The organism is Rhizobium sp. BK650 (genome assembly GCF_014195325.1).
Lineage (GTDB): Bacteria > Pseudomonadota > Alphaproteobacteria > Rhizobiales > Rhizobiaceae > Rhizobium.
In genome coordinates, this window is record NZ_JACIBK010000019.1 from 17643 (window position 1) to 42404 (window position 24762).

16 protein-coding genes and 2 pseudogenes are annotated in these 24762 nt (G+C 59.1%); 6 read left to right on the top strand and 12 right to left on the bottom strand.

Features of this window, described 5'->3' with window-relative positions; genetic code table 11:
• Positions 1 to 17: 17 nt before the first annotated feature.
• The 5 genes and pseudogenes from FHX15_RS29515 to FHX15_RS29535 form a co-directional block, all read right to left on the bottom strand.
• The gene (locus FHX15_RS29515) at positions 18 to 1343 is read right to left on the bottom strand and encodes an LLM class flavin-dependent oxidoreductase (RefSeq protein ID WP_184401883.1); all 1326 of its coding nucleotides are present in this window, start codon (positions 1341 to 1343) and stop codon (positions 18 to 20) included.
• The gene (locus tag FHX15_RS29520) at positions 1340 to 2572 is read right to left on the bottom strand and encodes an acyl-CoA dehydrogenase family protein (RefSeq protein WP_184401884.1); all 1233 of its coding nucleotides are present in this window, start codon (positions 2570 to 2572) and stop codon (positions 1340 to 1342) included. The genes FHX15_RS29515 and FHX15_RS29520 overlap by 4 nt, the downstream gene beginning before the upstream one ends.
• A 12-nt stretch (positions 2573 to 2584) precedes the next feature.
• Positions 2585 to 2926 (bottom strand): DUF3088 domain-containing protein, encoded by a 342-nt coding sequence (locus FHX15_RS29525; protein ID WP_184401885.1) that lies wholly within the window; start codon positions 2924 to 2926, stop codon positions 2585 to 2587.
• A 10-nt stretch (positions 2927 to 2936) separates the two neighbouring features.
• A pseudogene (locus tag FHX15_RS29530) lies at positions 2937 to 4298 on the bottom strand (LLM class flavin-dependent oxidoreductase).
• An 11-nt stretch (positions 4299 to 4309) separates the two neighbouring features.
• A pseudogene (locus tag FHX15_RS29535) lies at positions 4310 to 5489 on the bottom strand (acyl-CoA dehydrogenase family protein).
• A 670-nt stretch (positions 5490 to 6159) separates the two neighbouring features.
• Between FHX15_RS29535 and FHX15_RS29540 the strand changes: the two are divergent.
• On the top strand, positions 6160 to 6579 hold the full coding sequence (locus tag FHX15_RS29540) for an HD domain-containing protein (RefSeq protein WP_184401886.1): 420 nt from the start codon (positions 6160 to 6162) through the stop codon (positions 6577 to 6579).
• A gap of 364 nt (positions 6580 to 6943) precedes the next feature.
• Here the strand turns inward: FHX15_RS29540 and FHX15_RS29545 are convergent, their stop codons facing one another.
• Positions 6944 to 7318, bottom strand: a complete 375-nt coding sequence (locus FHX15_RS29545; protein WP_246779143.1) for a DUF917 family protein — start codon at positions 7316 to 7318, stop codon at positions 6944 to 6946.
• 558 nt (positions 7319 to 7876) lie between these two features.
• Here FHX15_RS29545 and FHX15_RS29550 point away from each other — a divergent pair.
• Positions 7877 to 14179 (top strand): HAMP domain-containing protein, encoded by a 6303-nt coding sequence (locus tag FHX15_RS29550; protein ID WP_409527050.1) that lies wholly within the window; start codon positions 7877 to 7879, stop codon positions 14177 to 14179.
• A 10-nt stretch (positions 14180 to 14189) separates the two neighbouring features.
• Positions 14190 to 15866 (top strand): response regulator, encoded by a 1677-nt coding sequence (locus FHX15_RS29555; protein WP_184401887.1) that lies wholly within the window; start codon positions 14190 to 14192, stop codon positions 15864 to 15866.
• Between the two features lie 141 nt (positions 15867 to 16007).
• Here the strand turns inward: FHX15_RS29555 and FHX15_RS29560 are convergent, their stop codons facing one another.
• Positions 16008 to 17276 carry a DUF892 family protein gene (locus FHX15_RS29560; RefSeq protein WP_184401888.1) on the bottom strand — a complete coding sequence of 423 codons (1269 nt, stop codon included), beginning with the start codon at positions 17274 to 17276 and terminating at the stop codon, positions 16008 to 16010.
• Between the two features lie 326 nt (positions 17277 to 17602).
• On the opposite strand from FHX15_RS29560, the gene FHX15_RS29565 reads away from it, so the two are divergent.
• Together FHX15_RS29565 and FHX15_RS29570 are read left to right on the top strand one after the other, a co-directional pair.
• On the top strand, positions 17603 to 17755 hold the full coding sequence (locus FHX15_RS29565; RefSeq protein WP_184401889.1) for a hypothetical protein: 153 nt from the start codon (positions 17603 to 17605) through the stop codon (positions 17753 to 17755).
• A gap of 117 nt (positions 17756 to 17872) precedes the next feature.
• Positions 17873 to 18445, top strand: a complete 573-nt coding sequence (locus FHX15_RS29570; RefSeq protein ID WP_184401890.1) for an alpha-ketoglutarate-dependent dioxygenase AlkB — start codon at positions 17873 to 17875, stop codon at positions 18443 to 18445.
• A gap of 192 nt (positions 18446 to 18637) precedes the next feature.
• Here FHX15_RS29570 and treZ read toward each other — a convergent pair whose 3' ends face one another.
• The 5 genes from treZ to FHX15_RS29595 form a co-directional block, all read right to left on the bottom strand.
• Entirely contained in the window at positions 18638 to 20608 is a 1971-nt protein-coding gene (gene treZ, locus FHX15_RS29575) for a malto-oligosyltrehalose trehalohydrolase (protein WP_246779144.1), read from the bottom strand.
• Between the two features lie 1063 nt (positions 20609 to 21671).
• Positions 21672 to 22097: a type II toxin-antitoxin system VapC family toxin gene (locus FHX15_RS29580; RefSeq protein ID WP_184401891.1), complete on the bottom strand. Its 426-nt coding sequence runs from the start codon at positions 22095 to 22097 to the stop codon at positions 21672 to 21674.
• The gene (locus FHX15_RS29585; protein WP_184401892.1) at positions 22097 to 22339 is read right to left on the bottom strand and encodes a type II toxin-antitoxin system Phd/YefM family antitoxin; all 243 of its coding nucleotides are present in this window, start codon (positions 22337 to 22339) and stop codon (positions 22097 to 22099) included. Before FHX15_RS29585 ends, FHX15_RS29580 begins: the two co-directional genes overlap by 1 nt.
• Before the next feature lie 606 nt (positions 22340 to 22945).
• Positions 22946 to 23458 carry a ferritin-like domain-containing protein gene (locus FHX15_RS29590; protein WP_184401893.1) on the bottom strand — a complete coding sequence of 171 codons (513 nt, stop codon included), beginning with the start codon at positions 23456 to 23458 and terminating at the stop codon, positions 22946 to 22948.
• Between the two features lie 215 nt (positions 23459 to 23673).
• Positions 23674 to 24540 carry an SDR family oxidoreductase gene (locus FHX15_RS29595; protein WP_184401894.1) on the bottom strand — a complete coding sequence of 289 codons (867 nt, stop codon included), beginning with the start codon at positions 24538 to 24540 and terminating at the stop codon, positions 23674 to 23676.
• Here FHX15_RS29595 and FHX15_RS31520 point away from each other — a divergent pair.
• On the top strand, positions 24539 to 24670 hold the full coding sequence (locus tag FHX15_RS31520) for a hypothetical protein (RefSeq protein ID WP_281413836.1): 132 nt from the start codon (positions 24539 to 24541) through the stop codon (positions 24668 to 24670). The two genes, FHX15_RS29595 and FHX15_RS31520, sit on opposite strands and share 2 nt — an antisense overlap.
• Positions 24671 to 24762: the final 92 nt, after the last annotated feature.

The window sequence follows — 24762 nt, forward strand, 5'->3', positions numbered from 1 at the left end:
GTCTTGATCCTTTTGGCTCACTCTGCCGCAGCCGCGTATGGATTGGCCGGGCGGGAAAGACCGAGATGCTCGCGCAGCGTCCGGCCGCGATAGGCTTGCCGGAACAGTCCGCGTTTGCGCAGGATCGGCACGACCTCGTCGACGAAGACCTCGAGCCCATGCGGCAGCACGTCCGGCATCAGGTTGAAGCCATCCGCTGCACCGGCGACAAACCAGCGTTCGATGTCGTTGGCAACGTCCTGCGGCGTCCCGACAATGGTGCGATGGCCGGTGCCCCCGTTTAGGGCGCGGATCAGGCCACGGACGCTCAATCCCTCCCGTTTGGCGAGCGCCAGCGTGGCGCGAAAGAAAGTATGGCCGCCATCGGGCGGCAGCGGAATGTCGTCCGGCAGCGGTGCGTCAAGGTCAAGGCTCTTGGCGTCAAGCTGCAACACACCCGCAAGTCGTGAGAGACTATATTCGAGCGGGATCAGGTCACGCAGCTCTTCCTGCCGGCGCCTGGCCTCGGTCTCGGTACTGCCGATGATCGTCGCAAGGCCGGCAAGTACGAGGATACTGTCGGCCGGCCTGCCGAAGCGGGCGGCACGCCGGCGCAGGTCGCCGGCATAATGGAGCGCCTCCTCGAACGATTGCGAGGCGGAGAAGACGACTTCGGCATGTTCGCCCGCAAGCTCTCTTCCATCGTCCGAGCCGCCGGCCTGGACGAGAACCGGATGGCCTTGCGGCGGGCGTGGAATATTGTGCGGCCCATGCACCTGGAAATGCTTGCCGCGATGAGCGATCGCATGGACACGGGCCGGATCGACGAAACGGCCTGTCGCGGCATCGCCGATGAAGGCATCTTCCTCCCAGCTGTCCCACAGCGCCTTGACGACTGAGGCAAATTCGCCGGCTCGCTCGTAACGGCTGGAATGGGCGACAGGCTTTTCAAGGCCGAAATTGCGGCTCTGCGACAGGTCCGCGCTCGTGACGATGTTCCAGCCCACTCGGCCGCCACTTGCATGGTCAAGTGTGGCAAAGCGGCGGGCAATGTTATAGGGCTCGTTATAGGTCGTCGACGCCGTGGCGATGAGGCCAATATGTTCAGTGTTGGCAGCGATCACAGCAAGGACGATTGTCGGTTCGAGCGACGTCAGCGGCCGGAAATCCACCCGGTCCGAGATCGCCGCCTGATCGGCGAGGAAGACGGCATCGAACGTGCCACGTTCGGCAATCGTGGCGACATTGATATAGTGATTGATATCGAAGGAAGCGCGCGGATCGCTGCCTTCCATCCGCCAAGCCGCAGGCGAGAAGCCTGAATGCAGGATATTGATGTTGAGATGAAGCTCACGCCCGCTCATTGGAATACCCCCGGTTCGGGATAGTCTCCAGTCAGGAACCACGTCCCGACATTGCGTGTCTTGTATTCGGCCGGATTGTGCAGCGTGTGGATGCGGACATTGCGCCAAAACCGGTCGAAACCATAGGCGCGCACCGCTGAACGCGCGCCCATTACCTCGAAGATCTCACTGGTCACGTCCAGCGCCACCTTGCCGGCAAGCACGTTGGCGCAAGCAACGGCAATCGCCGCCTGGCCGCGTTCTTCCGCCGTCAGCGCTTCGCCTTTGGCGTAGGCGGCGTCGATCGCGTGCGCTGCACGGTCGGCAAGCGCGGTCGCAGCCTGCACTCTGGTCCAGAGCTCGCCATATTGCCGCTTGATCCAAGGATCGTCGACGTGCCGTTCGACGCCGGAATAGATCCAGGGCCGTGATTTCGTGACCGTATAGTCGCGGGCTGCGGCAAGCGCACCCTGGGCGCTGCCGACAAAGACGTTGAGGAGCACGCTCTGCTGCTGCTGGGGTGCCAGAAGCGCGATCGGATCGCGCGGCCGCTCCGCCAGGATCTCGTCGTTGTCGATCCTGACGTCCTTGTAGAAAACCCGACCGCTGCCGGTCTGGCGCTGGCCGATGCCGTCCCAATCGTCGGCGATGGTGATCCCCTCGCGATCGGCAGGGATATAGGCAAAGCTGCGCTGGTTGGTCTCCTCGTCCTCCCACGCGACCATCAGATAGTCTGCCACATGCGAGCCCGAGGCGAAGGGCCGAAAGCCGTTGAGGACGACGCCGCCGGCGGTTTTGCGGCCGAACAGGCTCTTTGAGAAACTGTTGGTGGTATTGCCCCAGAACCAGCGGGCATCTGCCGAGCGGCGCAGAATGTCGTGCGAGCGCTGATCACCTGCCGTTGCAGCGTTCATGAGCGGGCTGAAATGGTAGCCGTAGAGGTGGCCGAGCGAACCGTCGACCTTGGCAAGTTCGCGCACGATCTTCAGCGCCGTTGAATAGGGTTGACCTTCGCCACCGAATGCCTTCGGGATCAAGAGATTGACGAGGCCGCTCTCCTTCAAAAGCCTGATCTGTTCGGACGGCCGGCCGCCGAGCTGGTCGCGTTCGACAGCATCGCGAGCAAAGATCTGCGAGAGTTCGGCTGCCCTGGCGAGATAAGGATTATTGCCGTCCGCCTCGAAAAGCGCAGGCGAGTTTGCCGTCGGCTCCGATTGACCCGTCTTCAACGCTCCAGGCGTTATCGTCATGGCACCTTTCCTTCAGTTGTGAAGCCGCGGGAAGCCATGGCGCTCGGCAAGCAGTTCGAGGATGCGATCGGTTTTGTTGACAAAACGCACGCCATTCCAGTGCTCGGCATCGTCAGGTGCGTCCTTGCCGAGCACAAGCACCGGCAATGACTGGTGCTCTTCGCCGACGGCTGTGATCACGCTTGTTCGCGGTCGCGGAAAGGCAACCCTCTCAACCTCGATTTTGCGCGCAAGATTCGGGAAGGAGGCCAGGAGCCCTTCGATGGCATTGCAATAGGGGCAGACGAAGCTGGCGCCCGGTTTCTTGGGATCGGAAAAACCCGGTTGGATAAGGTAAAGCTTGTCGTGGCTCATCTGTTTTTCCTTATTCTGCCGCCGCGGCGTTGCCGGGATCTGTAAAGCGGTTTGCCGGGCGCGTGAGGCCTAGGTTTTCGCGGAGCGTCGCGCCTTCGTATTCCGTTCGGAAGAGGCCACGGCGGCGCAGTTCCGGAACGACGTGCTCGATGAAGTCGGCAAGCCCGCCGGGCATCAAGGGCGCCATGACGTTGAAGCCGTCGGCACCGTAATTTTCGAAACGCTCCTCGAGCACATCGGCGATCTGAGCCGGCGTGCCGACTACCTGCCAATGGCCGCGCGCACCGGCGATACGAAGATAGAGCTGGCGGATCGAGAGGTTCTCGCGTCGCGCAAGTTCGAGGACCAAAGCCTGGCGGCTCTTGCCGGCATTAGTCGCCGGCGGGTTGTCAGGCACCGGCCCGTCGAGTGGGTAGGCTGAAAGGTCGACGCCGGAGAGCTGGGAGATCAGGTTCAAGCCGACCTCGGGCTGGATGAGCGCCTGCAGAGATTCGAATTTTTCCTGTGCTTCGGATTCGGTTTTCCCGACAACCGGGAAGATGCCGGGGAGGATCTTCAGATCGTCATGCGAGCGGCCGAACTTGGCGAGCCGGCCTTTGACGCGTCGGCATAAAAGGCAACCGCCTCCTCAAGGGTGATCTGGGCGGCGAATATGGCGTCTGCAGTGCGCGCCGCAAGCTCCTTTCCGGGCTCGGACGCACCCGCCTGCACCACAACGGGCCGGCCTTGCGGTGAGCGCGGGATGTTAAGAGGACCACGCACCTTGAAGTGCTTGCCGCTGTGATCGAGCCGGTGAAGCTTGCGAGGATCGAAATAGCGCCCCCGACTGCCTGTCACGGATAAAGGTATCGTCCTCAAAGCTGTCCCAGAGGCCGAGCACGACATCTGCGAATTCTTCGGCACGCTCGTAGCGGTCGGCATGTAGGATCTGTTCATCATGGCCGAAATTATAGGCGGCGTCGGGATCGGAAGAGGTAACGAGGTTCCAGCCCGCCCGCCCCCCGCTCAACCGGTCGAGCGAGGCGAACTGCCGGGCAAGGTTAAAAGGATCGGAAAAGCTCGTCGAGGCGGTGGCGATCAGGCCGATATTGCGCGTGACTGACGAAAGTGCGGAAAGCAAAGTGATCGGCTCGAAGGGGTAGATGCCGCTATGGGCCTTGCGGCTTGCCGCTTCCACGTCCTTCAACCGGGCCGCCACGCCATCGGCAAAGAAGATCGCATCGAACTTCGCAGCTTCCGCAAGACGGGCGAGTTCAAGATAGTTTTCGAAATCGACCCCCACCGAAGCCTGGGGATGGCGCCAGGCGGCAACATGGTGGCCGGTGAAGAGCAGGAAGGCGCCGAGCTTGATCTGGTCCTTGCGTCTTGCCATCGGATGTCCTTTCAGCGGTACATGGCCGGTACAGGGAATTCGCCGGTCAATACAAAGGCGCCGACCGTGCGCTTCTTGTATTCGGCGGGATTGTGGAGCGTGTGGGTGCGGACATTGCGCCAGAAGCGGTCGAAGCCGTAGGCCTGCGTGGCGGAACGCGCGCCCATGACCTCGAAGACTTCACTTGAAACTGCAAGGCCAACCCTCGCCGGCATAAAGATTGGCCGTGGCGATATCGATGGCGGCGGCGCCGCGATCTGCGTGGCTTAAGGACGGCCCGTGCGCATAGGCGACGTCGAGGCTTTGGGCAGCCTTATCGGCAAGCTCCGCTGCGGCAAGAGTGCGGATATAAAGCTCGCCATATTGGCGTTTGATCCAGGGATCATCGATATGACGTTCCACACCCGAATAGATCCACGGTCGTGACGAGCTCACCGTATAGTCGCGGCCTTCTTCCAGAATGCCCTGGGCACTGCCAACGAACACGTTGAGAAGGACGCTCTGCTGAAGAAGCGAGATAAGGGAGGCATAAGGCGTCAGAGGCACCGAAGGCGCGCTAATCACCTCGTCGTCGTCGATCTGGAGGTCGCGGAAATGGACCGTCCCGCTGCCGGTCTGCCGCTGCCCAATCCCATCCCAGTCGTCGGCGATCTCGATCCCTTGGCGATCGGCAGGGACTGCCGCAGTCTGGCGTTCACCAGCTGAGTTTTCCCACGATATTTGGATATAATCGGCGATATGCGAGCCCGACGAAAAGGGCCGGCTTCCGTTGATCGTCCAGCCGCCCCTGGTCTTTTCACCCGTCGAGGTCTTCGACATGGCATTGCCGGAATTGCTCCACATCCAATTGCCCGCCGCCGACCCGCTCAGCCACCTGTCCTTTTGAGCGTTCGAACCGCGAAAGACGATGAGGTTGAGCGGCAGGTGGTGATAACCGAAGAGATGCGCAAGCGACCCGTCCGTTTTGGCGAACTCTCGCACGATGCGAAGGATCGTCACCCAGGAAGCTCCCTGTCCTCCGTAGGTTTTGGCGATCTGAGCCGCGGGCAGGCCACTCTCCTTTAAAAGCCTGATCTGTTCGAGCGGCCTTCCTCCCTGCTTGTCCCGTTCGACCGCGTCCTGTTGGAATGCCTTTGCGAGCGCGGCGGCTTTTGCTAAGAGCGGATCACCACCGTCAAATTTGAACGACATATCGCCTCCGCGCAGCATCCGCCAGGGATCCTGGCAACCATCTATGACGCCAAGGGTCGGTCGATGGTCAGGGTAAGTCCAGGCATATGAATTTCAGTCTCCGAAAAGAATTTCTTTCAGGTGATATGGGCGCCGGGGCCGAGATCCTGGTTCAAGTCCGGTCGAGATGCCTGGTCATGCTGCAACGGGGCGCTGATACCGACCGGTCTGGCGGTGTTAGGACAACGCCAAGGATATTGTCGTTACGCTATAAAGGCGCACACTCGCTTCAGGGCCCGCCGATTAGCGACGCCGGGACATGCAGGCGGTTTTCCACGTATGACGATTGCCGCTTCGTTCCGCCAGAACGACGGGGCTGAAGGCGGTAGCGACATGGGTAAGCCTGACCAGGCGCTTTCAGCGGATTGTCGATTGCTGCCAGACTGCGGACGCCATTGAGATGAGCGATCGAGCGGAGGGATCCGACCCCGGTCTTCGATGTTTCCGTGATCGGATGTCGATTGAAAAGAGCTGCCTCAACGCGATGGGGCCGACAGCACCTGGCGAAGCTGGAGATGTCAGCAGGCTGGAACTTTGACGCCGTATGAAAGTTCGGACCGCTGCCATCGTAGGGAGCGGCGGGTGAGCAGCCATCACTGCAGAAGATAAGGACAGGAGGGCGGTTACGACCATGCAGCATCTCGATCATGCAATCCAGATCGCTCTCGAGGCGCATGAGGGTCAGACAGACAAGGTCGGTCGGCCTTACTTTGAGCACTGTCAGAGGGTCGCACTTCTCGTTTCCGGTGACGAGGCGAGAACGATCGCCTATCTCCATGATATCGTAGAGAAGGGGAAGGGATGGACGCTCGACCGGCTGAAGGAAGAAGGGTTTCCGCCGTCGGTCGTCTCTGCCGTGGACGCTTTGACCCGCCGGTCGGCGGAGTCGGATGAAGAGCTTGTCAGGCGCGCGGCGTCCAATGCCATGGCCTTTCTCGTTAAACAAGCCGACCTGGAGGACAATCTGTGGCAGGCTGATCAAACCGGGGGCAACACGGAAAAGTATCGGCGTAGCCTTGACGCGTTGCGCGAGCGCAAGAACGAACGCTGAGTGCTTGGCCCTGCAAAAGCCACTGCCTTGATCGATGTTTTTTTGGATATCCGAGGAAGAGCTACGACCATTGAGGCGCCAACGGTGCGCGATCACAGACGGATTGCCGGTAAGTCCGGCCGCTCTTCGACGCGCGATCAACGCGCATCCATTAAGGAGCGAACGTCGCCGAAGGTTGCTTCGAAGTCTCCGATCATCGCAATGGCGAGGACGACCTCGATGCGCTTGAGGACGCGTCGGCGACAGCGACGGTGGCGACATGCTTCTTATTCTTCCGGGCCTCCGCGACAGGCGTCACCCGAGTATTTCGGTCTTTCCGTGTCCAGTCGGCCTAGCTCAAGCGCCGACTGGAAAAGTTAGGCGCCTAGATGAACGGATAGGGTCTGTAGTCGGTGTCATAGCCGAAATATCTGGGCCCGACGAGCGCGATCCCGGCTGGTGTCTGCCATTGCGGATTGCATGGAAAGGCAAGCGCGACAAGCCGCAGGCCGTAGCGCAGGGAATCCGCGGTGACCGGGGCGCCGGATTCAGCTTCGAGCAACGTGATGAGGTCCGGAGTCGTGCAGATAATGTCGCCGTCCCGCTCGGCCATCAAAAACTCGTTCTGGAAATCCACGCCAAGATAAGCTGCGATTTCGATGAGGGCCGCAGTTTTCCCCATGCCGGCAGGCGCATCGAGAACGACGATTGGTTCTTTGCGCGCCAGAAGGTTATCAAGAATTCGAGGTCGGTGGACCAACTAACTTCACTCGATTTGTGTGCTAGAAATCACTCCATATCGCGGCCTCGCTTCTCGGGATAGCGGGAATAAGCGCGAATTCGATTATGTCTCCCCATGCCCACCGCGTTGCGCGAGAAATAGACGCCGTGCCTTCATCGGCTCTTTGAACAGAAGGTCACGATCAAAGACGTCGCATTTTCTGCCCGAACGCGACGATATCCAGCCGCGGCGCGAAATGCTCGACAGCTGCCAAGCCATATCGCCAGCCGATTTCTCCGCGCCGCAATGGAATTCTGCAAGAGTGACACTGGGTAGGTAGTCTGCTCAGCGAGCGCATTCAATTTTTCTCGAGGTTCAAGCCTTGACTTGTTCACGCTCATTTACCCGTGACCATGCCTTTTCGCTGGTGACGCTGGTGATGCTGGTCCCGGCCGGTCTTGGCATGATTTGCGTAATTTGTGCTCTCCACGGCAGGCGATGATGTTCCGGCAGAATTTGTCCAATGCGGCGGCCAGTCGCACCGTGGCAATTTGAAGGCACCGCTCTAGATCTTCGTCATCGTTGAAGGGAAATTCCATGACCAATCAAAATGCTGAGCTAGAGCATGATCAATACGCGAGCATCGATGAAAGCGAGCTTCACGCAAGTGGTATCGAGGCTCGCCAAGCAGGTGTGTTACTAGAGATCCTCTCGGCAGTTAGGCGCGGCGATTTTTCTGTTCGAATGCGATCGGACTTGACAGGGGTGACCGGAAAGGTCGCCGATGCGCTCAACGACATCATCGCAGCCAATCAGCGAATGGCGCAGCAACTGGAACATGTCGGCCAGGTCGTCGGCCGGGATGGTCAGACAAGCACGCGGGTTCGATTCGGTCTTTCGGATGGATCTTGGTCGGATATGGAGGGATCAATCAATCAGTTGATCGCAGATCTTCTCTGGCCGACGACCGCCGTTACCCGCACGATTACTGCCGTCGCTAAAGGCGATCTTCTGCAAACCGTGCCGCTCGATGTCGACGGCCGGCCGTTGAAAGGGGAATTTCTGCGCTCAGCCGACATCGTCAACACGATGATCAAACAGCTCAGTGTGTTCACCTCCGAAGTCACCCGCGTCGCTCGTGAGGTCGGCACTGATGGAAAGCTCGGCGGACAAGCGCAGGTGCGCGAGGTGACCGGCGTATGGAAGGATTTGACGGAGAGTGTCAATTCCATGGCCTCGAACCTGACCGCCCAGGTCCGGAACATCGCCGACGTCACGATTGCCGTGGCGAATGGGGACCTTTCCAAAAAGATCACGGTCGACGTTCGCGGCGAAATCCTGCAGCTCAAGGAGGCCATTAACACGATGGTGGACCAGCTCCGCTCTTTCGCGTCCGAAGTCACCCGCGTCGCCCGCGAGGTCGGAACGGAAGGTAAACTCGGCGGTCAAGCGCTGGTACCGGGCGTCGCTGGCACCTGGAAGGATTTGACCGACTCGGTCAACGCGATGTGCGGAAACTTGACGGCCCAGGTGCGAAACATCGCCCAGGTCACGACCGCTGTGGCGCGCGGTGACCTTTCTCGCAAGATTACCGTGAACGTCTCGGGCGAAATACTGGAATTGAAGGAGACCATCAATACGATGGTCGACCAATTGAACGGCTTTGCCGGGGAAGTGACACGCGTCGCCCGTGAAGTCGGAACGGAAGGTAGGCTCGGCGGCCAGGCCCAGGTTCCGGGTGTGGCGGGCACATGGAAGGATCTGACCGATAACGTCAATTCGATGGCATCGAACCTGACCGCACAGGTTCGCAATATTGCCGAGGTGTCGACTGCGATCGCCAATGGCGACTTGTCGAAGAAGATCACTGTGACCGTTTCGGGCGAGATCCTTGAGCTCAAGGAAACAATCAACACGATGGTCGACCAGCTGAACGCCTTTGCGTCGGAAGTGACGCGCGTCGCCCGCGAGGTTGGTACGGAAGGCCGGCTCGGCGGGCAAGCCAACGTCACAGGCGTTGCAGGCACCTGGAAGGATCTGACCGAAAACGTCAACTCGATGGCGGGTAATCTCACCTCGCAGGTGCGCAATATTGCCGAGGTTTCGACCGCAATCGCCAACGGCGACCTATCCAAGAAGATCACCGTCGACGTGAAGGGCGAAATCCTTGAGCTCAAGGAGACGATCAATACGATGGTCGACCAGCTGAACGCCTTTGCCTCCGAGGTCACGCGTGTCGCGCGAGAGGTCGGAACGGAGGGACAGCTCGGCGGACAGGCAAATGTTCGCGGCGTCGCCGGCACGTGGAAAGATCTGACGGATTCGGTCAACTCGATGGCATCCAACCTCACTGCGCAGGTCCGCAATATCGCCGAGGTCGCCACAGCGGTTGCCCAGGGAGACTTGTCGAAGAAGATCACTGTGACGGTTTCGGGAGAGATTCTCGGTCTGAAGGAGACCATCAACACGATGGTTGATCAGTTGAACGGCTTTGCCGGTGAAGTAACGCGCGTCGCACGCGAGGTCGGCACCGAAGGTCGGCTTGGCGGCCAGGCGAACGTCCTAGGTGTGGCAGGAACCTGGAAGGATCTGACCGACAGCGTGAATTTCATGGCCGGTAATTTGACCGCGCAGGTGCGCAACATCGCTGAAGTTTCGACGGCGATCGCGAATGGCGACCTGTCGAAGAAAATCACCGTGACCGTGTCCGGCGAAATCCTGGAACTTAAGGAAACCTTGAATACGATGGTAGACCAGCTCAATCGGTTTGCCTCGGAAGTGACACGCGTGGCGCGCGAGGTTGGCACGGAAGGCAAGCTCGGCGGCCAGGCTCAGGTGCCAGGTGTTGCCGGCACCTGGAAGGACTTGACCGAGAACGTCAATTCGATGGCCTCGAACCTGACCGGCCAGGTGCGCAACATTGCCGAAGTGACGACGGCGGTGGCGCGAGGTGACCTGTCGCGCAAAATCACCGTCGACGTGAAAGGCGAAATCCTCGAGCTCAAGAATACCATCAACACGATGGTCGACCAATTGAATGCCTTTGCCGGTGAAGTGACGCGCGTTGCCCGCGAAGTCGGAACCGAGGGCAAACTCGGGGGCCAGGCGCAGGTGCCCGGTGTGGCCGGGACTTGGAAGGACCTGACCGACAGCGTCAACTCCATGGCCGGCAACCTCACCGCGCAGGTGCGCAATATCGCCGAGGTCGCAACGGCCATCGCCAATGGCGACCTGTCGCGCAAGATCACCGTGGACGTCCGTGGAGAAATCCTGCTTTTGAAGGACACACTCAACACGATGGTCGACCAGCTCCGGTCCTTCGCAGGCGAAGTGACACGCGTGGCGCGCGAAGTCGGCACCGACGGCCGGCTCGGAGGACAGGCCGTCGTTCCAGGCGTGGCCGGCACATGGAAGGACCTTACTGACAACGTCAACCTGCTTGCTGCCAATTTAACGACCCAGGTGCGCAATATCGCGGAAGTAACGACTGCCGTTGCGCGAGGCGATCTGTCGCGCAAGATCACGGTCGACGTCAAAGGAGAGATCCTCGAGCTCAAGAACACCATTAACACCATGGTGGATCAGTTAAACGCCTTCGCCGGTGAAGTGACCCGTGTGGCGCGTGAAGTCGGTACCGAAGGCAAACTTGGTGGCCAGGCGCAGGTGCCTGGCGTCGCCGGCACTTGGAAGGACCTGACAGATACCGTCAACGTCATGGCCGCAAACCTTACAGAACAGGTGCGCGGCATCGTCAAGGTGGTGACGGCCGTTGCGAATGGCGATCTTAAGCAGAATCTCACCGTCGCCTCAAAGGGCGAAGTAGCCGCGCTTGCCGAAACCATCAACAACATGACCAATACGCTCGCCACCTTCGCCGACCAGGTGACGACCGTGGCGCGCGAGGTGGGTGTTGAGGGTCGCCTGGGCGGCCAGGCGAACGTGCCGGGCACCGCCGGCACCTGGAAAGACCTCACGGGCAACGTCAATCTTCTGGCTGCAAATCTCACCACGCAGGTTCGCGCGATCGCCGAGGTCGCCACCGCGGTCACCAAGGGCGACCTGACCCGCTCGATCCAGGTCGAGGCACGCGGTGAGGTGGCGGAGCTGAAGGACAACATTAATACGATGATCGACAACCTGCGCCTGACAACGGAGCGCAACACGGAGCAGGACTGGCTGAAGACCAATCTTGCTCGTTTCACCAACATGCTGCAGGGCCAGCGCGACCTCACGCGGGTCGGAAAAATGCTGCTTTCAGAACTTGCTCCGTTGGTCGGCGCCCATCAAGGCGTCATCTACCAGGTCGACGACATTGACGCGACCCGGCCGATGCTCTCGTTGCTGTCGGTCTACGCCCAAGGCATCGAGGCCGCCCATCCGGACCGCCTCGAATTTGGTCAGGGGCTGGTCGGGCAATGCGCAAGCGACGCTCGCCGAATCCTGATCACGAACCTTCCCGACAACGTCGTTCCGATCAATTCGGGCGTGTTTTCGACCCTGCCGCGGAGCGCCATCGTCCTTCCCGTCCACTTCGAGGGGCAGGTCAAGGCGGTCATCGAACTTGCGTCGGCAGGCAGTTTCACCGAGCTGCAGGTATCGTTCCTCGACCAGTTGACGACCTCCATCGGCATCGTCCTCAATTCAATCGAGGCGACGATGCAGACCGAAGGGCTCCTCAAGCAATCGCAGCAACTCGCCGCCGAACTGCAGGCCCAGCAGCGTGAACTTCAGCAGACGAACGAACAGCTCGAGCAGAAAGCCCAGCAGCTCGAAGAACGCAATGTCGAGGTCGAAGCGAAGAACCAGGAAATCGAGCGGGCCCGCCGGGCCCTCGAGGAGAAAGCAGCCGAGCTTGCACTGACTTCAAAATACAAGTCCGAATTCCTCGCCAACATGTCACACGAGCTTCGCACACCGCTCAACTCGATCCTGATCCTCGGGCAACAGCTGGGCGACAATCCAGAGGGGAATCTGTCGAGCAAACAGGTGGAGTTCGCAAAGACCATCCATGGGGCGGGCACCGATCTGCTCAATCTCATCAGCGATATCCTCGACCTGTCGAAGATCGAATCCGGCACGGTCTCGGTCGATGCGGAGGAAATCTTCATTCAAAACCTGCTCGAGGTGATGGGGCGGCCATTCCGTCACGAGGCGGACAACCGCGGCCTGACATTTGGGGTAGAGGTCGGAGACGACGTCGCCAAGAGCATCATCACCGATTCCAAAAGACTTCAGCAGATACTGAAGAACCTGTTATCGAACGCGTTCAAGTTTACTGCCGAGGGAGGGGTAACACTGCGCGTGAATGTTGTGAAAGACGGATGGTCTGCCGATCATCCGTCGTTGAAGCACGCGCCCTCGGTTATCGCCTTTGAGGTCGCAGACACAGGCATCGGTATCCCGCCCGAAAAGCAGCGCATCATTTTTGAGGCCTTCCAGCAAGCCGATGCTTCGACGAGCCGCAAGTATGGCGGCACGGGACTTGGTCTTGCCATCAGTCGAGAGCTTGCGAACCTCCTCGGAGGCGAGATCCAACTGCGCAGCGCACCAGGCGTGGGAAGTACGTTCGTCCTCTACCTTCCTTTGACCTATGTCGGCAGCGGGATCGCCCGGACAGAACTTTCGACCTCGAACAATGTCGTGCAGCTTGCAGAAGCCGCTGCCACTCGGCGCGCCGAAAAATCGGGCGAGCACGTCGACGACGACCGGGCCCAGATTACGTCGAACGACATCGTTCTTCTGATTGTGGAGGACGATCCTCATTATGCGCGGGTTCTGGTGGACCTGGCTCACGACAGCGGCTTTAAGGTCCTGGTCGCATCGCGTGGCGCCGACGCCCTTGCTCTGGCGCAGCAATACAAACCGGCCGCCGTCTCGCTCGACATCTTCCTTCCCGACATGCTGGGATGGTCGGTATTGAGTCAACTCAAACAAAATCCGCACACAAGGCACATTCCCGTGCAGATCATCAGTCTCGACGAAGACCGACAGCATGGGCTGACGCAAGGTGCGTTCGCGTTCATGAATAAACCGACGACGCCCGAAGGACTGACCAAGGCTTTATCGCGGCTGAAATCCTACACACAGGAGCGGCGCAAGCGTCTTCTTTTGGTTGAAGATGATGAAGCCGAGCGGATAAGCGTCACTGCGCTTCTCGGCAATGACGACATCGACATTGCAAGCGTTGGCTCTGGGTCTGAGGCGCTCGCGGCGCTGAGGACGGAACCTGTCGACTGCGTCGTACTCGATCTTTCGCTGCCCGACATGTCGGGGTTCGAAGTGCTGGAACAGATGCGTGACGACGGCGAGATCGGTGAGGTTCCGGTTGTGGTCTTCACAGGACGCGAGCTTTCTCCCGAAGAGGACGCTCGGCTGCACGGCATGGCTCGAAGCGTCGTGGTCAAAGGTGTCGAGTCGCCCGAGCGTTTGCTGGACGAGACGGCGCTTTTTCTGCACCGCGTCGTCGCCGACATGCCGGCCGCCAAGCAGGCAATGCTGGAAGAATTGCATAGCTCCGACGAGAACCTCGTCGGTGAAACGGTTCTGCTTGTTGACGACGATGCACGCAACATCTTCGCACTCAGCAGCGTGCTGGAACGTCGCGGCATGAAGATACTCACTGCGACCACAGGCACTGAGGCGATCGAAGTGATCCACAACAAACCATCTGTGGCGATTGTGCTGATGGACATCATGATGCCGGGCATGGATGGTTATGAGACCATGAAGATCATCCGCGCGGATCCCAGGTTTCAACGATTGCCGATTCTGGCGCTAACCGCCAAGGCGATGAAGGGCGACCGGGAAAAATGTCTGGAGGCCGGTGCATCGGACTATCTCGCCAAGCCGGTCAATACGGAGCAGCTTCTCTCGGCGCTCCGCATGTGGCTGCATCGCTGAGGATCTGGCCATGAATCCAGTCAATATCCTTCTGGTCGATGACCAACCGGCAAAACTCTTGAGTTACGAGGTCGTCCTCCAAGAACTCGGTGAGAACCTCATCAAGGCGCAATCCGGCCGCGAGGCGCTTGAGCATCTACTGCGCAACGAAATCGCGGTCATCCTTGTCGATGTCTGCATGCCCGAACAGGACGGTTTCGAGCTGGTAAGCATGATCAGAGGGCATCCGCGCTATCAGAATACCGCCATCATTTTCGTCTCTGCCGTGATGATGGCGGAGCCCGATCGACTGCGGGGATATGAGGCCGGCGCCGTCGATTACGTCTCGGTTCCTATCGTTCCAGAGGTTCTGCGCGCCAAAGTCAGAGTCTTCGCTGATCTGTACCGCAAAACGCGGGAGCTCGAACATCTGAATGCTGACCTCGAGGCACGGGTGCACCAGCGCACGGCCGAGCTCGAGGCATCGTCAGCGCAATTGCGTCAGCTGAACGACGAGCTTGAGCAACGGATCGAGCAAAAGACACAGGAACGCGAAGAAGCACTTGCGCAGCTGTTTGAAGCCCAGAAGCTCGACACGATCGGGCAACTGACTGGTGGGGTGGCGCATGATTTCAACAATCTGCTGATGGCGATCCTCGGCAGCCTGAATCTGCTGAAAAAGCGAATCCCTAACGACGAACAGAGCGAACGTCTCATCGCCAACGCTCTCCAGGCCGCCGAGCGTGGCACGGCTTTGACGCAGCGCCTCCTGTCGTTCGCGCGCCGGCAGGATCTGAAGCCGCAGGCAGTGGACTTTGCCGGCCTCTTCGATGATGTCGAAGACCTTTTGAGCAAGGCGGTGGGACCTCGCATTGCGATTGAAAAGAGAATCCCGTCTTCATTGCCGTTGATCCTGATCGACCGCCACCAACTCGAGCTCGCTTTGCTCAATCTGTTCGTCAATGCTCGAGATGCGATGGAGGACGGCGGCAGCGTAACTGTGGAGGCTGCAGTTGCTGAAGCCGACCTCCCTTCGTCGCTAAAGGGTGGCACTTATTTGCGGATCTCTGTATCCGACACTGGCGAAGGCATGGATGAGGCGACACTTTCCCGGGCTGCGGAACCATTTTTCACAACCAAAGGGATTGGTAAGGGGACTGGCCTCGGCCTGTCCATGGTTCATGGATTGGCAGCCCAGTCTGGGGGGCTGCTCCAGCTATTCAGCCATAAGGGATCAGGAACAACTGTTTCCATTTGGTTGCCTGTAACCGACCCGGTTGAGGAGAGGTCGCCGGCAGCGCTCGAAAATGCTGCCCAGCCAAGCTCATCAATCTCCGCCCAGCTTACGGTTCTCGTGGTCGATGACGACGCCCTGGTCAGGTTAGGAACGATCGCGATGCTGGAGGACTTGGGACATCGCACGATCGAGGCTGCCTCGGCTTCTCAGGCAATGCTTTTGTTGGCAGGTGATAATCATTGCGATCTCGTGCTGACCGACCACGTAATGCCGGGAATGACGGGCGCCGCCTTGGCTCGTCATATTCATACCTCCCATCCCGCTATTCCCGTTATTCTTGCGTCCGGTTATGCTGATCTCCAGGAAGATCTGGCCCATTACGGCATATCGCGGATGACGAAACCGTTCACTCAAGAACAATTACGAACCGCGCTCGACCGTGCACTTCGGGAAAAGGCGGCCATCGCTTGAATGGCCCGGTGCGAGCAGTTTCAGGAGCGCCTCTGGTGGCAAAGGATGACTGAAGGCAACGTCGAGCGCATTCGTAGCAACGGATGATCCGCCGCCGTTGGTTCTGTGATGGTGACGTCACCCAATCGTTAACCGGCGACATCAACGGACGCTGGAAGGCATCCTTGCCGCCGACATCAGCGGTTGGGCAACCTGATCCAACAGATGGCCCGCGTTCTGCTCCTCGCCCAGTGACAATGTTAGCAATCGAGCGACCGCCGGCTGTGCAAGCTGCAGGGCAAGATTGCGAGCGGTGGTATAGGCGGCGATTTCGTAATGCTCGACGCGCAACGCTGCCCCGATAAGAGCTAGGTCCGCAGCAGCGTCTTCTTTCTTCCTGCCTTCAGCCATAACCTCTTCGCCTTCCTCGACCAGGCCCGCCATTCCCTTGCAGGGTTTTGCCCTCGCCGCGGACCCGAGTATTCGCAGACACTCGTTCAGCCGTTCGACCTGGACTTCGGTCTCGGCAAGATGCTTCTGCAGCAATGTGTGGAGTTGCTGGGCGCGAGCTGCCTTCTGCATTTTTGGTAGCGCCTTCAGCAGTTGCTTTTCTGCGTGCAGCAGGTCGCGAAGCTCGTCCACGAGAACCGCCTGGATCGCTTCAGAACGTTCCGGCGGTGCGCTTCTCGCTTCTATGGCCGGTGCAGCGTCCCCGACGGCCTTGAAACCTTGAAATGCTGGAGCCTCCACGAATTTCCAGGGTTCTCCTTCGTTCCACGGTCCACGAGTATCGACCTCGCCGAGATCGCCTTCGCCGGTCGAGTCGTTGAAGAACTGGTCGACCAACCCTGGTGTAGGAGCAATCCTTCCAACACTGAGGGGAGGTTTGCCCAAGCTTTCGAGGGCAAGCTGGAAGGCTCGCATATGGGTGATCTCCCTTGTCATGAGAAATTGCAGGGCATCCTTCGTACCAGGATCACGACAGAAATCGATGAGCCGTTCATAAACAATCTTCGCGCGGGCTTCAGCAGCGATGTTGCTTCGCAGGTCTACGTCTAATTCGCCGGTAATCTTGAGATAGTCCGCCGTCCAGGGGTTTCCCATCGAATTGAAAAGGTTCACGCCGCCGCCGCCAGCAATGGCGATCAGAGGATCGGCTTCGGCCTCCTCGCGAACGGACTTCAACGGTTTGAGATGCATTCTGGCGAGCGTGCCAACGATTTCGAGATGACTGAGCTCCTCCGTGCCGATATCCATCAGAAGGTCTTTGCGACCGGCATCCTCGCAGTTGAGACCCTGGATCGAGTATTGCATCGCCGCCGCGAGCTCCCCGTTGGCGCCACCGAACTGCTCAAGGAGCATATTTCCGAATCGGGGATCAGGCTCATCTACGCGAACGGTGTACATGAGCTTCTTGACGTGATGGTACATGTGGCGTCCTCCGTTGAACTCGGGCCTAACGACCCTTCGGGTTGAATGTTCCGGTTCGGATGCGGAGAATGTCATTGGTCATTGGTCATTGCGCAGCGGCGAGTGGCGCCGGCTGATCGTGGCTGCTCCCCGATCGCGTCGAGCGCCGTTTTGATCGACAGGGGAGCCGGGACCGGCGGCAGGCTTGTAATTCCTCCGACTAGTCCTATCTATACGATATCCCTCACATAATCGACATCGCCACTGCAGACCCTTGAGGGTGCAGACGACTAAGCGCTTATTCGCTCAACTGCTTTTGCGCTTGCGTGGCGGAAAAAGGATTCCAATTGACCAAATCAAACAGCGCCGCAGGCTCGTCAAAGCTGGCGCCGCTCGATCAGCGCGAAGGCACCGAACGGGCTTCCAAGATTAAGAAGCCGTACCCGTGCCTGCTGAGGCGCGCTGAACTGAAGGCGATCATTGCCGAGCAGCTTGGCTGATCTCCGTCAACGACGAAGATCTGAACAACAGGGCTTCACCATCGTCAGAGACAACAATGTCGGAGGCCGTGCCGGCCCCTTTTAAAGCAAGACAGCAGAAAGACAGGAGAAGCGACCATGGCTATTGCGCAAGGCGACCTGTTTGGGACCGGCGCGCCGGCTCTGCCTGAGGGGTTTCGCTACGAGCCCGACATCATTCCAGGGGCCGACCAGTCGGACCTCCTTCGCGAGATACAGCAATTGCCGCTGAAGCCGTTCGACTTTCACGGCTTCGAGGGCAAGCGTCGGGTGATTTCCTACGGCTGGAAATATGATTTCGGCACTGAGCGGGTGAGCCGTACTGACGACATCCCACCGTTCCTTCTGCGAGTGCGCGGCCTTGCGGCAGCATTCGCCGGTATCGAGCCGGATCAACTGCAACAGGCACTCGTCACCGAATATTCGCCGGGCGCGCCCATTGGCTGGCACAAAGACAAGAAGGTGTTCGGCAGGGTGGTCGGGATCTCGTTGCTGTCGCCTTGCACCTTTAGGCTGCGACGCCGCATCGGCAGCAAGTGGGAGCGTGCCTCGATAATCGCCGAACCCGGCTCGGCCTACATCCTCTCCGGTCCGTCGCGCTGCGAATGGGAGCATTCCATTCCGCCGGTCGATAAGCTTCGCTATTCGATTACGTTCCGAGAAATCGGCTGACGGCGACACAGATTGAATGCATGCGGACGCACTCAAGCGGGGGTCGGCGATCGCGGAAAACTTGACTCTCGTATGACATGGCAACCGCAGCTTTCATATGCCGGTAACGCGGTAAGGACTGGTCCCAAGGCGCGTAATAAGGTGTCGATAAGAAGAAACGAGGATGCGGCAAGCTGACTGGCCGATGGCTGTTCAGACGTTGGATATAGCTTTCTGCCATTGCCGAAGCGATTTACCATCAGGGGCCTCTTGTCGACCGGTCCGTCGCGGCGCGAAGACAAGCGCGCAATCGGCGTCGAGCACCCACCGCCGCTGAACGTTAATGGGTCGTTTGCCACGTCCTCCGTAGACAAGATCTTCACTCGACCATTCGACGTTCCACTGGCAACCGGCGGGAGGTGCAAAGAGCGGGTCCGCTAGACTGGAGACCTCAAGGTTGTGGCCGAAATTGACGATGAGCAAACGTTCGTCTGCCGCCTTCGTTGCGAAGTAACGCAGAAGGAAGGCCGAGCGGCCGAGCACGCTTCCATCGATCGATGCGCTCAGATCATTTGCCTCTTGCGCGAACGCTTTGCTCTCGCGTCGCAGGCGCAAGAGATCGCGGTGCAGGGAAACGATATGGCTGTTGGCGTCGAAAGCACTCCAGTCCAGCTTTGACCGTTCGAATGTAGAACGGTCACCTGGCTTTGGCATGACGAAACTAAAAACGTCGTCTTCGAGGTTCGGAAACTGCCTGAGGAAGTCAAGGCGCCCGTTTCGGACGATCGCTTCGAACTCACCAGTTTGATCAGCGAAATAAAAGAAGGGGCTCGAGGCGCCAAATTCCTGCCCCTGGAACAGCATCGGCGTTTGCGGTCCAAGCAGGAGGAGTGCTGTCATTGCCCGCATACGCGAAGGCGACGCGAGCCTTTCGATCCGCTCGCCGGTGCCAGAATTGGCAATCTGATCGTGGTTTTGCAGGAAATGAACGAAATTTGTCGTCTTCAAGTCGAGGCCCGGCCGTCCACGGCTCGCGTTTTGCCAGTCATACCTTTGCCCCTGAAAAAGGTAGCCATATTTTGCTGCCGAAACAAACTCTTGCGCCATTCCGTGGTGATCGTGGTAATAGGCGTCATTCCTTCCCGTCAGGGCAACGGCGGCTGAATGGTGGAAATCGTCGTTCCATACTGAATCGAGACCGAACCCGCCGTGATCTGCCGGTTTGACCAGGCGTGTGTCCTGAGGTTCATTCTCGCCGACGAGGTATACGGACTTGCCCTTGGCTGCTGCCCGAGCCTCGCGTGCTATGACCGCGAGGATGTGCTCGTCGCTGCTGTCGAAGAGCGCCTGCGTGGCATCGATCCTCAACCCGTCGAAGTGAAACTCGTCGATCCAGTAGGCTGCGTTCCCGGCAATGAAGGTGCGCACACCTTGGGAGTTTTTGCCATCGTAGTTGATCGACCTGCCCCACTCATTGGCGTAACGATCGGTAAAATAGTCGGGTGTGAAGGCCGCATATCGCTCGCCTGCGCCGAAATGATTGTAGACGACGTCGAGGATCACGCCCAGCCCAACAGTGTGGGCCTCGTCTACGAAGGACCTCAGATCATCAGGCGTGCCGTAAAGGTGACTCGGCGCGTAAGGCAGTACCCCGTCGTAGCCCCAGCCAAAGGCCCCGCAAAATTCGTTGACCGGCATCATCTCCAAGCAGGTGATCCCGATGTCCTTCAGCAGTCGAAGTTTCTTGGCCCCAGCAGAATAGGTTCCCTCCGTCGTGAAGGTGCCGATATGGATTTCGTAGAGAACCTGCCTGTCTGCCTCGACGCCTCCCCAGTCGTGATCGCGCCAGTCGTAGTGGAATGGGTCGACCACCGTCGAAAAGCCGGAAGGGCCCTCCGGCTGAAAGCGCGATGCCGGGTCAGCATAGAGCTCTCTTCCGTCGCCCAGCCGATAGCGATAGCGCAGTCCCGGCCCCGCATCTGCTAGGTCAAACCGGAAATAACCGTCCTCTTCAGTCTGCATCGGGTGTTCGGCGCCATCGTCGAGCACGAGGTAAACGCGTTCGTGCGATGGTGCCCAGATACGGAACGAGATCATGCCGCAGACGCGTTCGGCTCCGACCGCGTAGCGCCGCGTGCCAGATATTGTTTTGGAAGCGGTCGCGCCTTTGCCAGTCATCGTCATTGGATCTCCGCACACGGAACGACCAAGCGTGCGTGGCTCGAGCCCAACGTCGGCCTCAGGTTTTCGTTCCGAAATCGCGCGCGTGCGTCGGCTGAAACCGAGGTTTTGTGCAGTCTGTCGATTGCGATGGTGAAGCCGCCAATGGGCATTAATGACAGCATGTCAAAGCTTCGCGCCGCATAGAATTCCTATTTCGCGGTCCAACGGCAGCAATCACTCGTCGTTTTTGGCTACCCGGCTCCGGTTACCATTCCGTCGAAACTGCAAGGGGTGCTAGGAATTCAATGTTTCGAGCTGCTCCTTGGCCGAGAGGCGACGCTGTGGTGATATTCGAATGCAACCAGGGAATCAGTGCCTCCAAGCAAGCGCGGCTGCTTATAGGTAAAGAACCCGGCGCAGGCCGCCCCAGATTACTATTTGGCAAGTATCGATAGCAGTCGGTCGACTAGCTGGTGCAGCGGCAATCTTTTTGCGCCTTCGACCACCAAGGCAGCAGCTTCGGCGGTGGCCGGGAGGTGATCTTCCAGCGTCGGATCGGGAGGTGTCCGATGCCTTCTTCTCTTCGTGATGGGAACCGACCTCGACGGTCGAGGTTTCTGCTCCAAGGAGGAAGCTTCACATGCCAACGCGTAACATTCTCTCTGAAGTTGGCCCTCGTCTCGAAGCTCTTGTTATCGATCTTATGGAGCAGGGGGCCGACCAACATGCCATTCTTTACGTCATTGAGAAGGAGTTAGTAAGGCTCCGAGAACGTTCCCTTTGGAGGTCTAAAAGCGGGAAGATCGAAGAACCGTCGAACTGGCCGTCTGCCGGATAGTGCAGGAGAATGCGTTGGGCGTAACGGATGGGAGGAGTTCTGCCCCTAGGTATCTAACGGTCCGCTTCGTGGGATTGGCAGTTCATCGAGCAAGTTGTGAGTTCATGCAGCAAGGCTATGACAACGACCCTACCTGCGATTAGCGGAGTGGCTAGTTCTTATCAAGTCAGCACATCCTCGTCCGTCCTATAGTGCAGATCGCTGCCGGAGCATTCTGGCAGAGCAAGCTTGCAGAAAATGCCGGGATCATGCCAGCAACCGCGCCGGTATACCGAGCGCTGGCCCGGCGTCGGCGAGCCGCTGGTCGAGCGTGTGCACCGTCGCGCCCTGCTCTGATGCGATGGCAAGATGCAGCGCATCGCCGGCGCGCAGCCCAAGCGCATGCTGATCGGCAAACCTCGCTGCCGCCCGAAACTGTGCGCCCGTCACGCTGAGCACAGTGAAGCTCTCGGCAATGATCTTGTTGAACATGGCAAGCGCCGCCGCGCGCTGCTCAAGCGTGATCTGCCCGGTCCGCAGCTTGATCGCCATGGCCGACGACATCTCGGTGACGGTCCAGTCGCTGATCAGGAGCTGTGCCGGGTCCTGATCCGCCAGCCATGCCTGAACGTGTGGTGTCGTTGCTTCGTTTGAGAGCGCCGCAACGATCAGCGACGTGTCGAGATAGAGCATCAGTAACGATCGCCATCCCTCATCGACCGCACGAGATCGGCAGCGCTCTGGGACGGAGGCGGCATTGTCGCCGTCAGCGATTGAAGCAGCGCTGCATCGATCTTTTTGCGTGGCTTGGGGACTGCGGTGAGCCGCGCCACTAGCTTGCCACGACGGGTGATGTCGATCGAGTCACCGGCTTCGACCCGATCGACCAGCTCGCTCAGATGGGCTTTGGCATCCGCCAGATTGATCGCATCCATGTTAAGCTCCTGACCATGTAGATGGTCATATAGCGTATCGAGCTTAAGAATTCCAGCACGTCGCCCGATGCGGACTCAGCAGCTTTTTAACATGATCTCGCAACGCGCCGTATCAAAGGCAGCGCCTAGGGCTGGAGGTACTTCATACCCAGGAGATGTTCGACGCTTTTGTTCAGGCGGCCAAAATTACCGTGGTTCGATCACCGATGCGATCCCCCGGCGGTGGAAGCCTTTGCCGTTTACGGCAAGGGAAAGGGGCCATCCCGCCCAACTTAGCTTCGCCAACTGTGTGTCCTATGCTTGCGCTAAGCATGTCAAGATGCCGATCCTGTTTAGGGACGGCAAGGCGAGCGGAGTTGCCAGGCTCGGAAGACGCAACCGCGCATAAGACGCCTCCAGCAGCCAAGGCCGTGATAGGGCGAGATGTCAATTCCAGTCCGTCCAGCTCTAACCAAGGCCGCAAGCGCTGAACGAAGGGCACCGGCAGGAGGCGATCGGAACGTGTCACCCGTTCCGCGCTTGCGCGCAGCGGGCTTTGGCAGATGCTGCACGCTCCCTTCGGAGGGGCACGGACAATGCCTTCTTTGGTTGTTCGCTGGAAGACACTCAGACCTTCGCGGTTCTGCCCGATTCCCGCAGCGACAGAAACTTCTGCGTCAGCAGCGCGACATGAGAGGCGAGCCAGCTTGCCATCGCCTCTTCCTCGGCAAGATTCGTCTTTAATCCGGCAACGGCTGCCATGAAACCTCCAGCCTCTGCCACAGTCAATAGCGACTTATAGGCCGCGATTTCGTAGTTCTCGAACGCGAAGTTGGCGAAAGAGTTCTTCAGGATCTCGTCACCCGCCACGGTATGGCCTAGTGCAGCAATAGAACCGGTAATCGATAGAGCCACGTCCTTCAGAGTCGAGTGGTCCTCGTCGAGACCTGCCAAGATCTCCTCGACGCGGCGGATCTGGCCTTCCGTCTCGGTGATGTGATGACGGAGCTTCTCAGCTACTTCCGGATAGTTTTCAATCCGGCTGAGCTGCGGCTTCATGATGGAAAGCGCCTGGTTTTCCATGGCGTGGGCGTTCCGTAGGCCGACGATGAATACGTCGCGGGTTTCATTATCTGCCATCGTTTTTCCTTTCGATACTTGGTTTGTCCGCACCTAACCTGAGGATCGCGCTCTTGTTCCTATGCACGAAACAGGAAAGCCGTTTTGTCTGCTGCTCTCGACTCAGCCCGGGGTCCTTCTTCACGCAGCCGCCAAGCGCCACCTGATGTATGGTCCTGTTTGCGGCGGCAAGCCGATGCGTTGGCCGCGGTTCGCACTGCCTCCGGCAGGAACTGCTAGATCATGATCTCGCCGCCGGTAACGGGGATCACCGCACCCGTCATGTAGCTGCCAAGGTCACTGGCAAGAAGCACGTAGGCGCCGGCAAGCTCTGCCGGCTGACCGGCACGCCCGATCAGCGTTTGCTCGCCAAATTTGGAAGTCTTTTCAGCCGGCATGGTGGAGGGGATCAGCGGCGTCCAGATAGGACCCGGCGCAACGGCGTTGACCCGTATTCCCTTGCCGGCGACCATTTCCGCGAGACCGGCAGTGAAGTTCAGCACTGCTCCTTTGGTCGACGCGTAGGCGAGAAGCTGCGGTGAAGGCTGGCGCGACTGGATCGAGGTTGTGTTGATGATGGCGCTGCCAGGCCGCATATGAGCGATAGCTGCCTTCGATAGGAAGAACGGCGCATAAATGTTGGTGCGAAATGTCTCGTCCCACTCTTGGCTTGAGATGTCGCCGATATCCTGGTAGGTGCGCTGGAAGGCCGCATTGTTGACGAGGACGTCGATCTGCCCGAACGTGGCAATCGCCTGGTCGACCAGGCCTCGGCAATGGTCCTCCGACTTGATGTCGCCGGCAGCAATCACTGCCTTCCTTCCCGCGTCCTCGACCCATTTGGCCGTATCGCGGGCGTCTTCATCTTCATCGAGATAAGAGATCAAGATGTCGGCACCTTCGCGCGCAAAGGCGATCGCCACCGCTTTGCCGATGCCCGAATCGGCGCCGGTGATCAGCGCGACCTTGCCTTCGAGTCTGCCGTTGCCCTTGTAGGAGCGTTCGCCGTGATCGGGAACAGGCTGCATCTTCTGCGTGCTGCCAGGGGGCTCTTGCCGTTGTTCTGGATAGGGGGGCTTCGGACGTAGGGTGTCTTCTGACATGTCGATCTCCTTGGTGAGTTTGCGGGAGGCAAAACAAGCAGGCATCGTCATTGTTCCTCGTGATCAATACCGCGCGCAGCTTTATTCGAAGGCCGAATTGAAGCTGCTGTCATTTGGAATGCCTGATTGATCGATCGATCGGCTATAAGCTGCTGCCCGACGGGTGCCTGGTGCCTAGGAGGCAACATCCGAAATCGCCACTGAACCAAGCGCCAGGCAAGG

Coding starts and splice junctions, on each gene's coding strand:
- FHX15_RS29590 (WP_184401893.1), bottom strand. CDS start 23,458: ATGGCAGATAATGAAACCCGCGACGTATTCATCGTCGGCCTACGGAAC.
- FHX15_RS29580 (WP_184401891.1), bottom strand. CDS start 22,097: ATGCTCTATCTCGACACGTCGCTGATCGTTGCGGCGCTCTCAAACGAA.
- FHX15_RS29550 (WP_409527050.1), top strand. CDS start 7,877: ATGACCAATCAAAATGCTGAGCTAGAGCATGATCAATACGCGAGCATC.
- FHX15_RS29570 (WP_184401890.1), top strand. CDS start 17,873: ATGGCTATTGCGCAAGGCGACCTGTTTGGGACCGGCGCGCCGGCTCTG.
- FHX15_RS29520 (WP_184401884.1), bottom strand. CDS start 2,572: ATGACGATAACGCCTGGAGCGTTGAAGACGGGTCAATCGGAGCCGACG.
- FHX15_RS29525 (WP_184401885.1), bottom strand. CDS start 2,926: ATGAGCCACGACAAGCTTTACCTTATCCAACCGGGTTTTTCCGATCCC.
- FHX15_RS29595 (WP_184401894.1), bottom strand. CDS start 24,540: ATGTCAGAAGACACCCTACGTCCGAAGCCCCCCTATCCAGAACAACGG.
- treZ (WP_246779144.1), bottom strand. CDS start 20,608: ATGACGATGACTGGCAAAGGCGCGACCGCTTCCAAAACAATATCTGGC.
- FHX15_RS29585 (WP_184401892.1), bottom strand. CDS start 22,339: ATGGATGCGATCAATCTGGCGGATGCCAAAGCCCATCTGAGCGAGCTG.
- FHX15_RS29515 (WP_184401883.1), bottom strand. CDS start 1,343: ATGAGCGGGCGTGAGCTTCATCTCAACATCAATATCCTGCATTCAGGC.
- FHX15_RS29560 (WP_184401888.1), bottom strand. CDS start 17,276: ATGTACCATCACGTCAAGAAGCTCATGTACACCGTTCGCGTAGATGAG.
- FHX15_RS31520 (WP_281413836.1), top strand. CDS start 24,539: ATGTCGATCTCCTTGGTGAGTTTGCGGGAGGCAAAACAAGCAGGCATC.
- FHX15_RS29540 (WP_184401886.1), top strand. CDS start 6,160: ATGCAGCATCTCGATCATGCAATCCAGATCGCTCTCGAGGCGCATGAG.
- FHX15_RS29555 (WP_184401887.1), top strand. CDS start 14,190: ATGAATCCAGTCAATATCCTTCTGGTCGATGACCAACCGGCAAAACTC.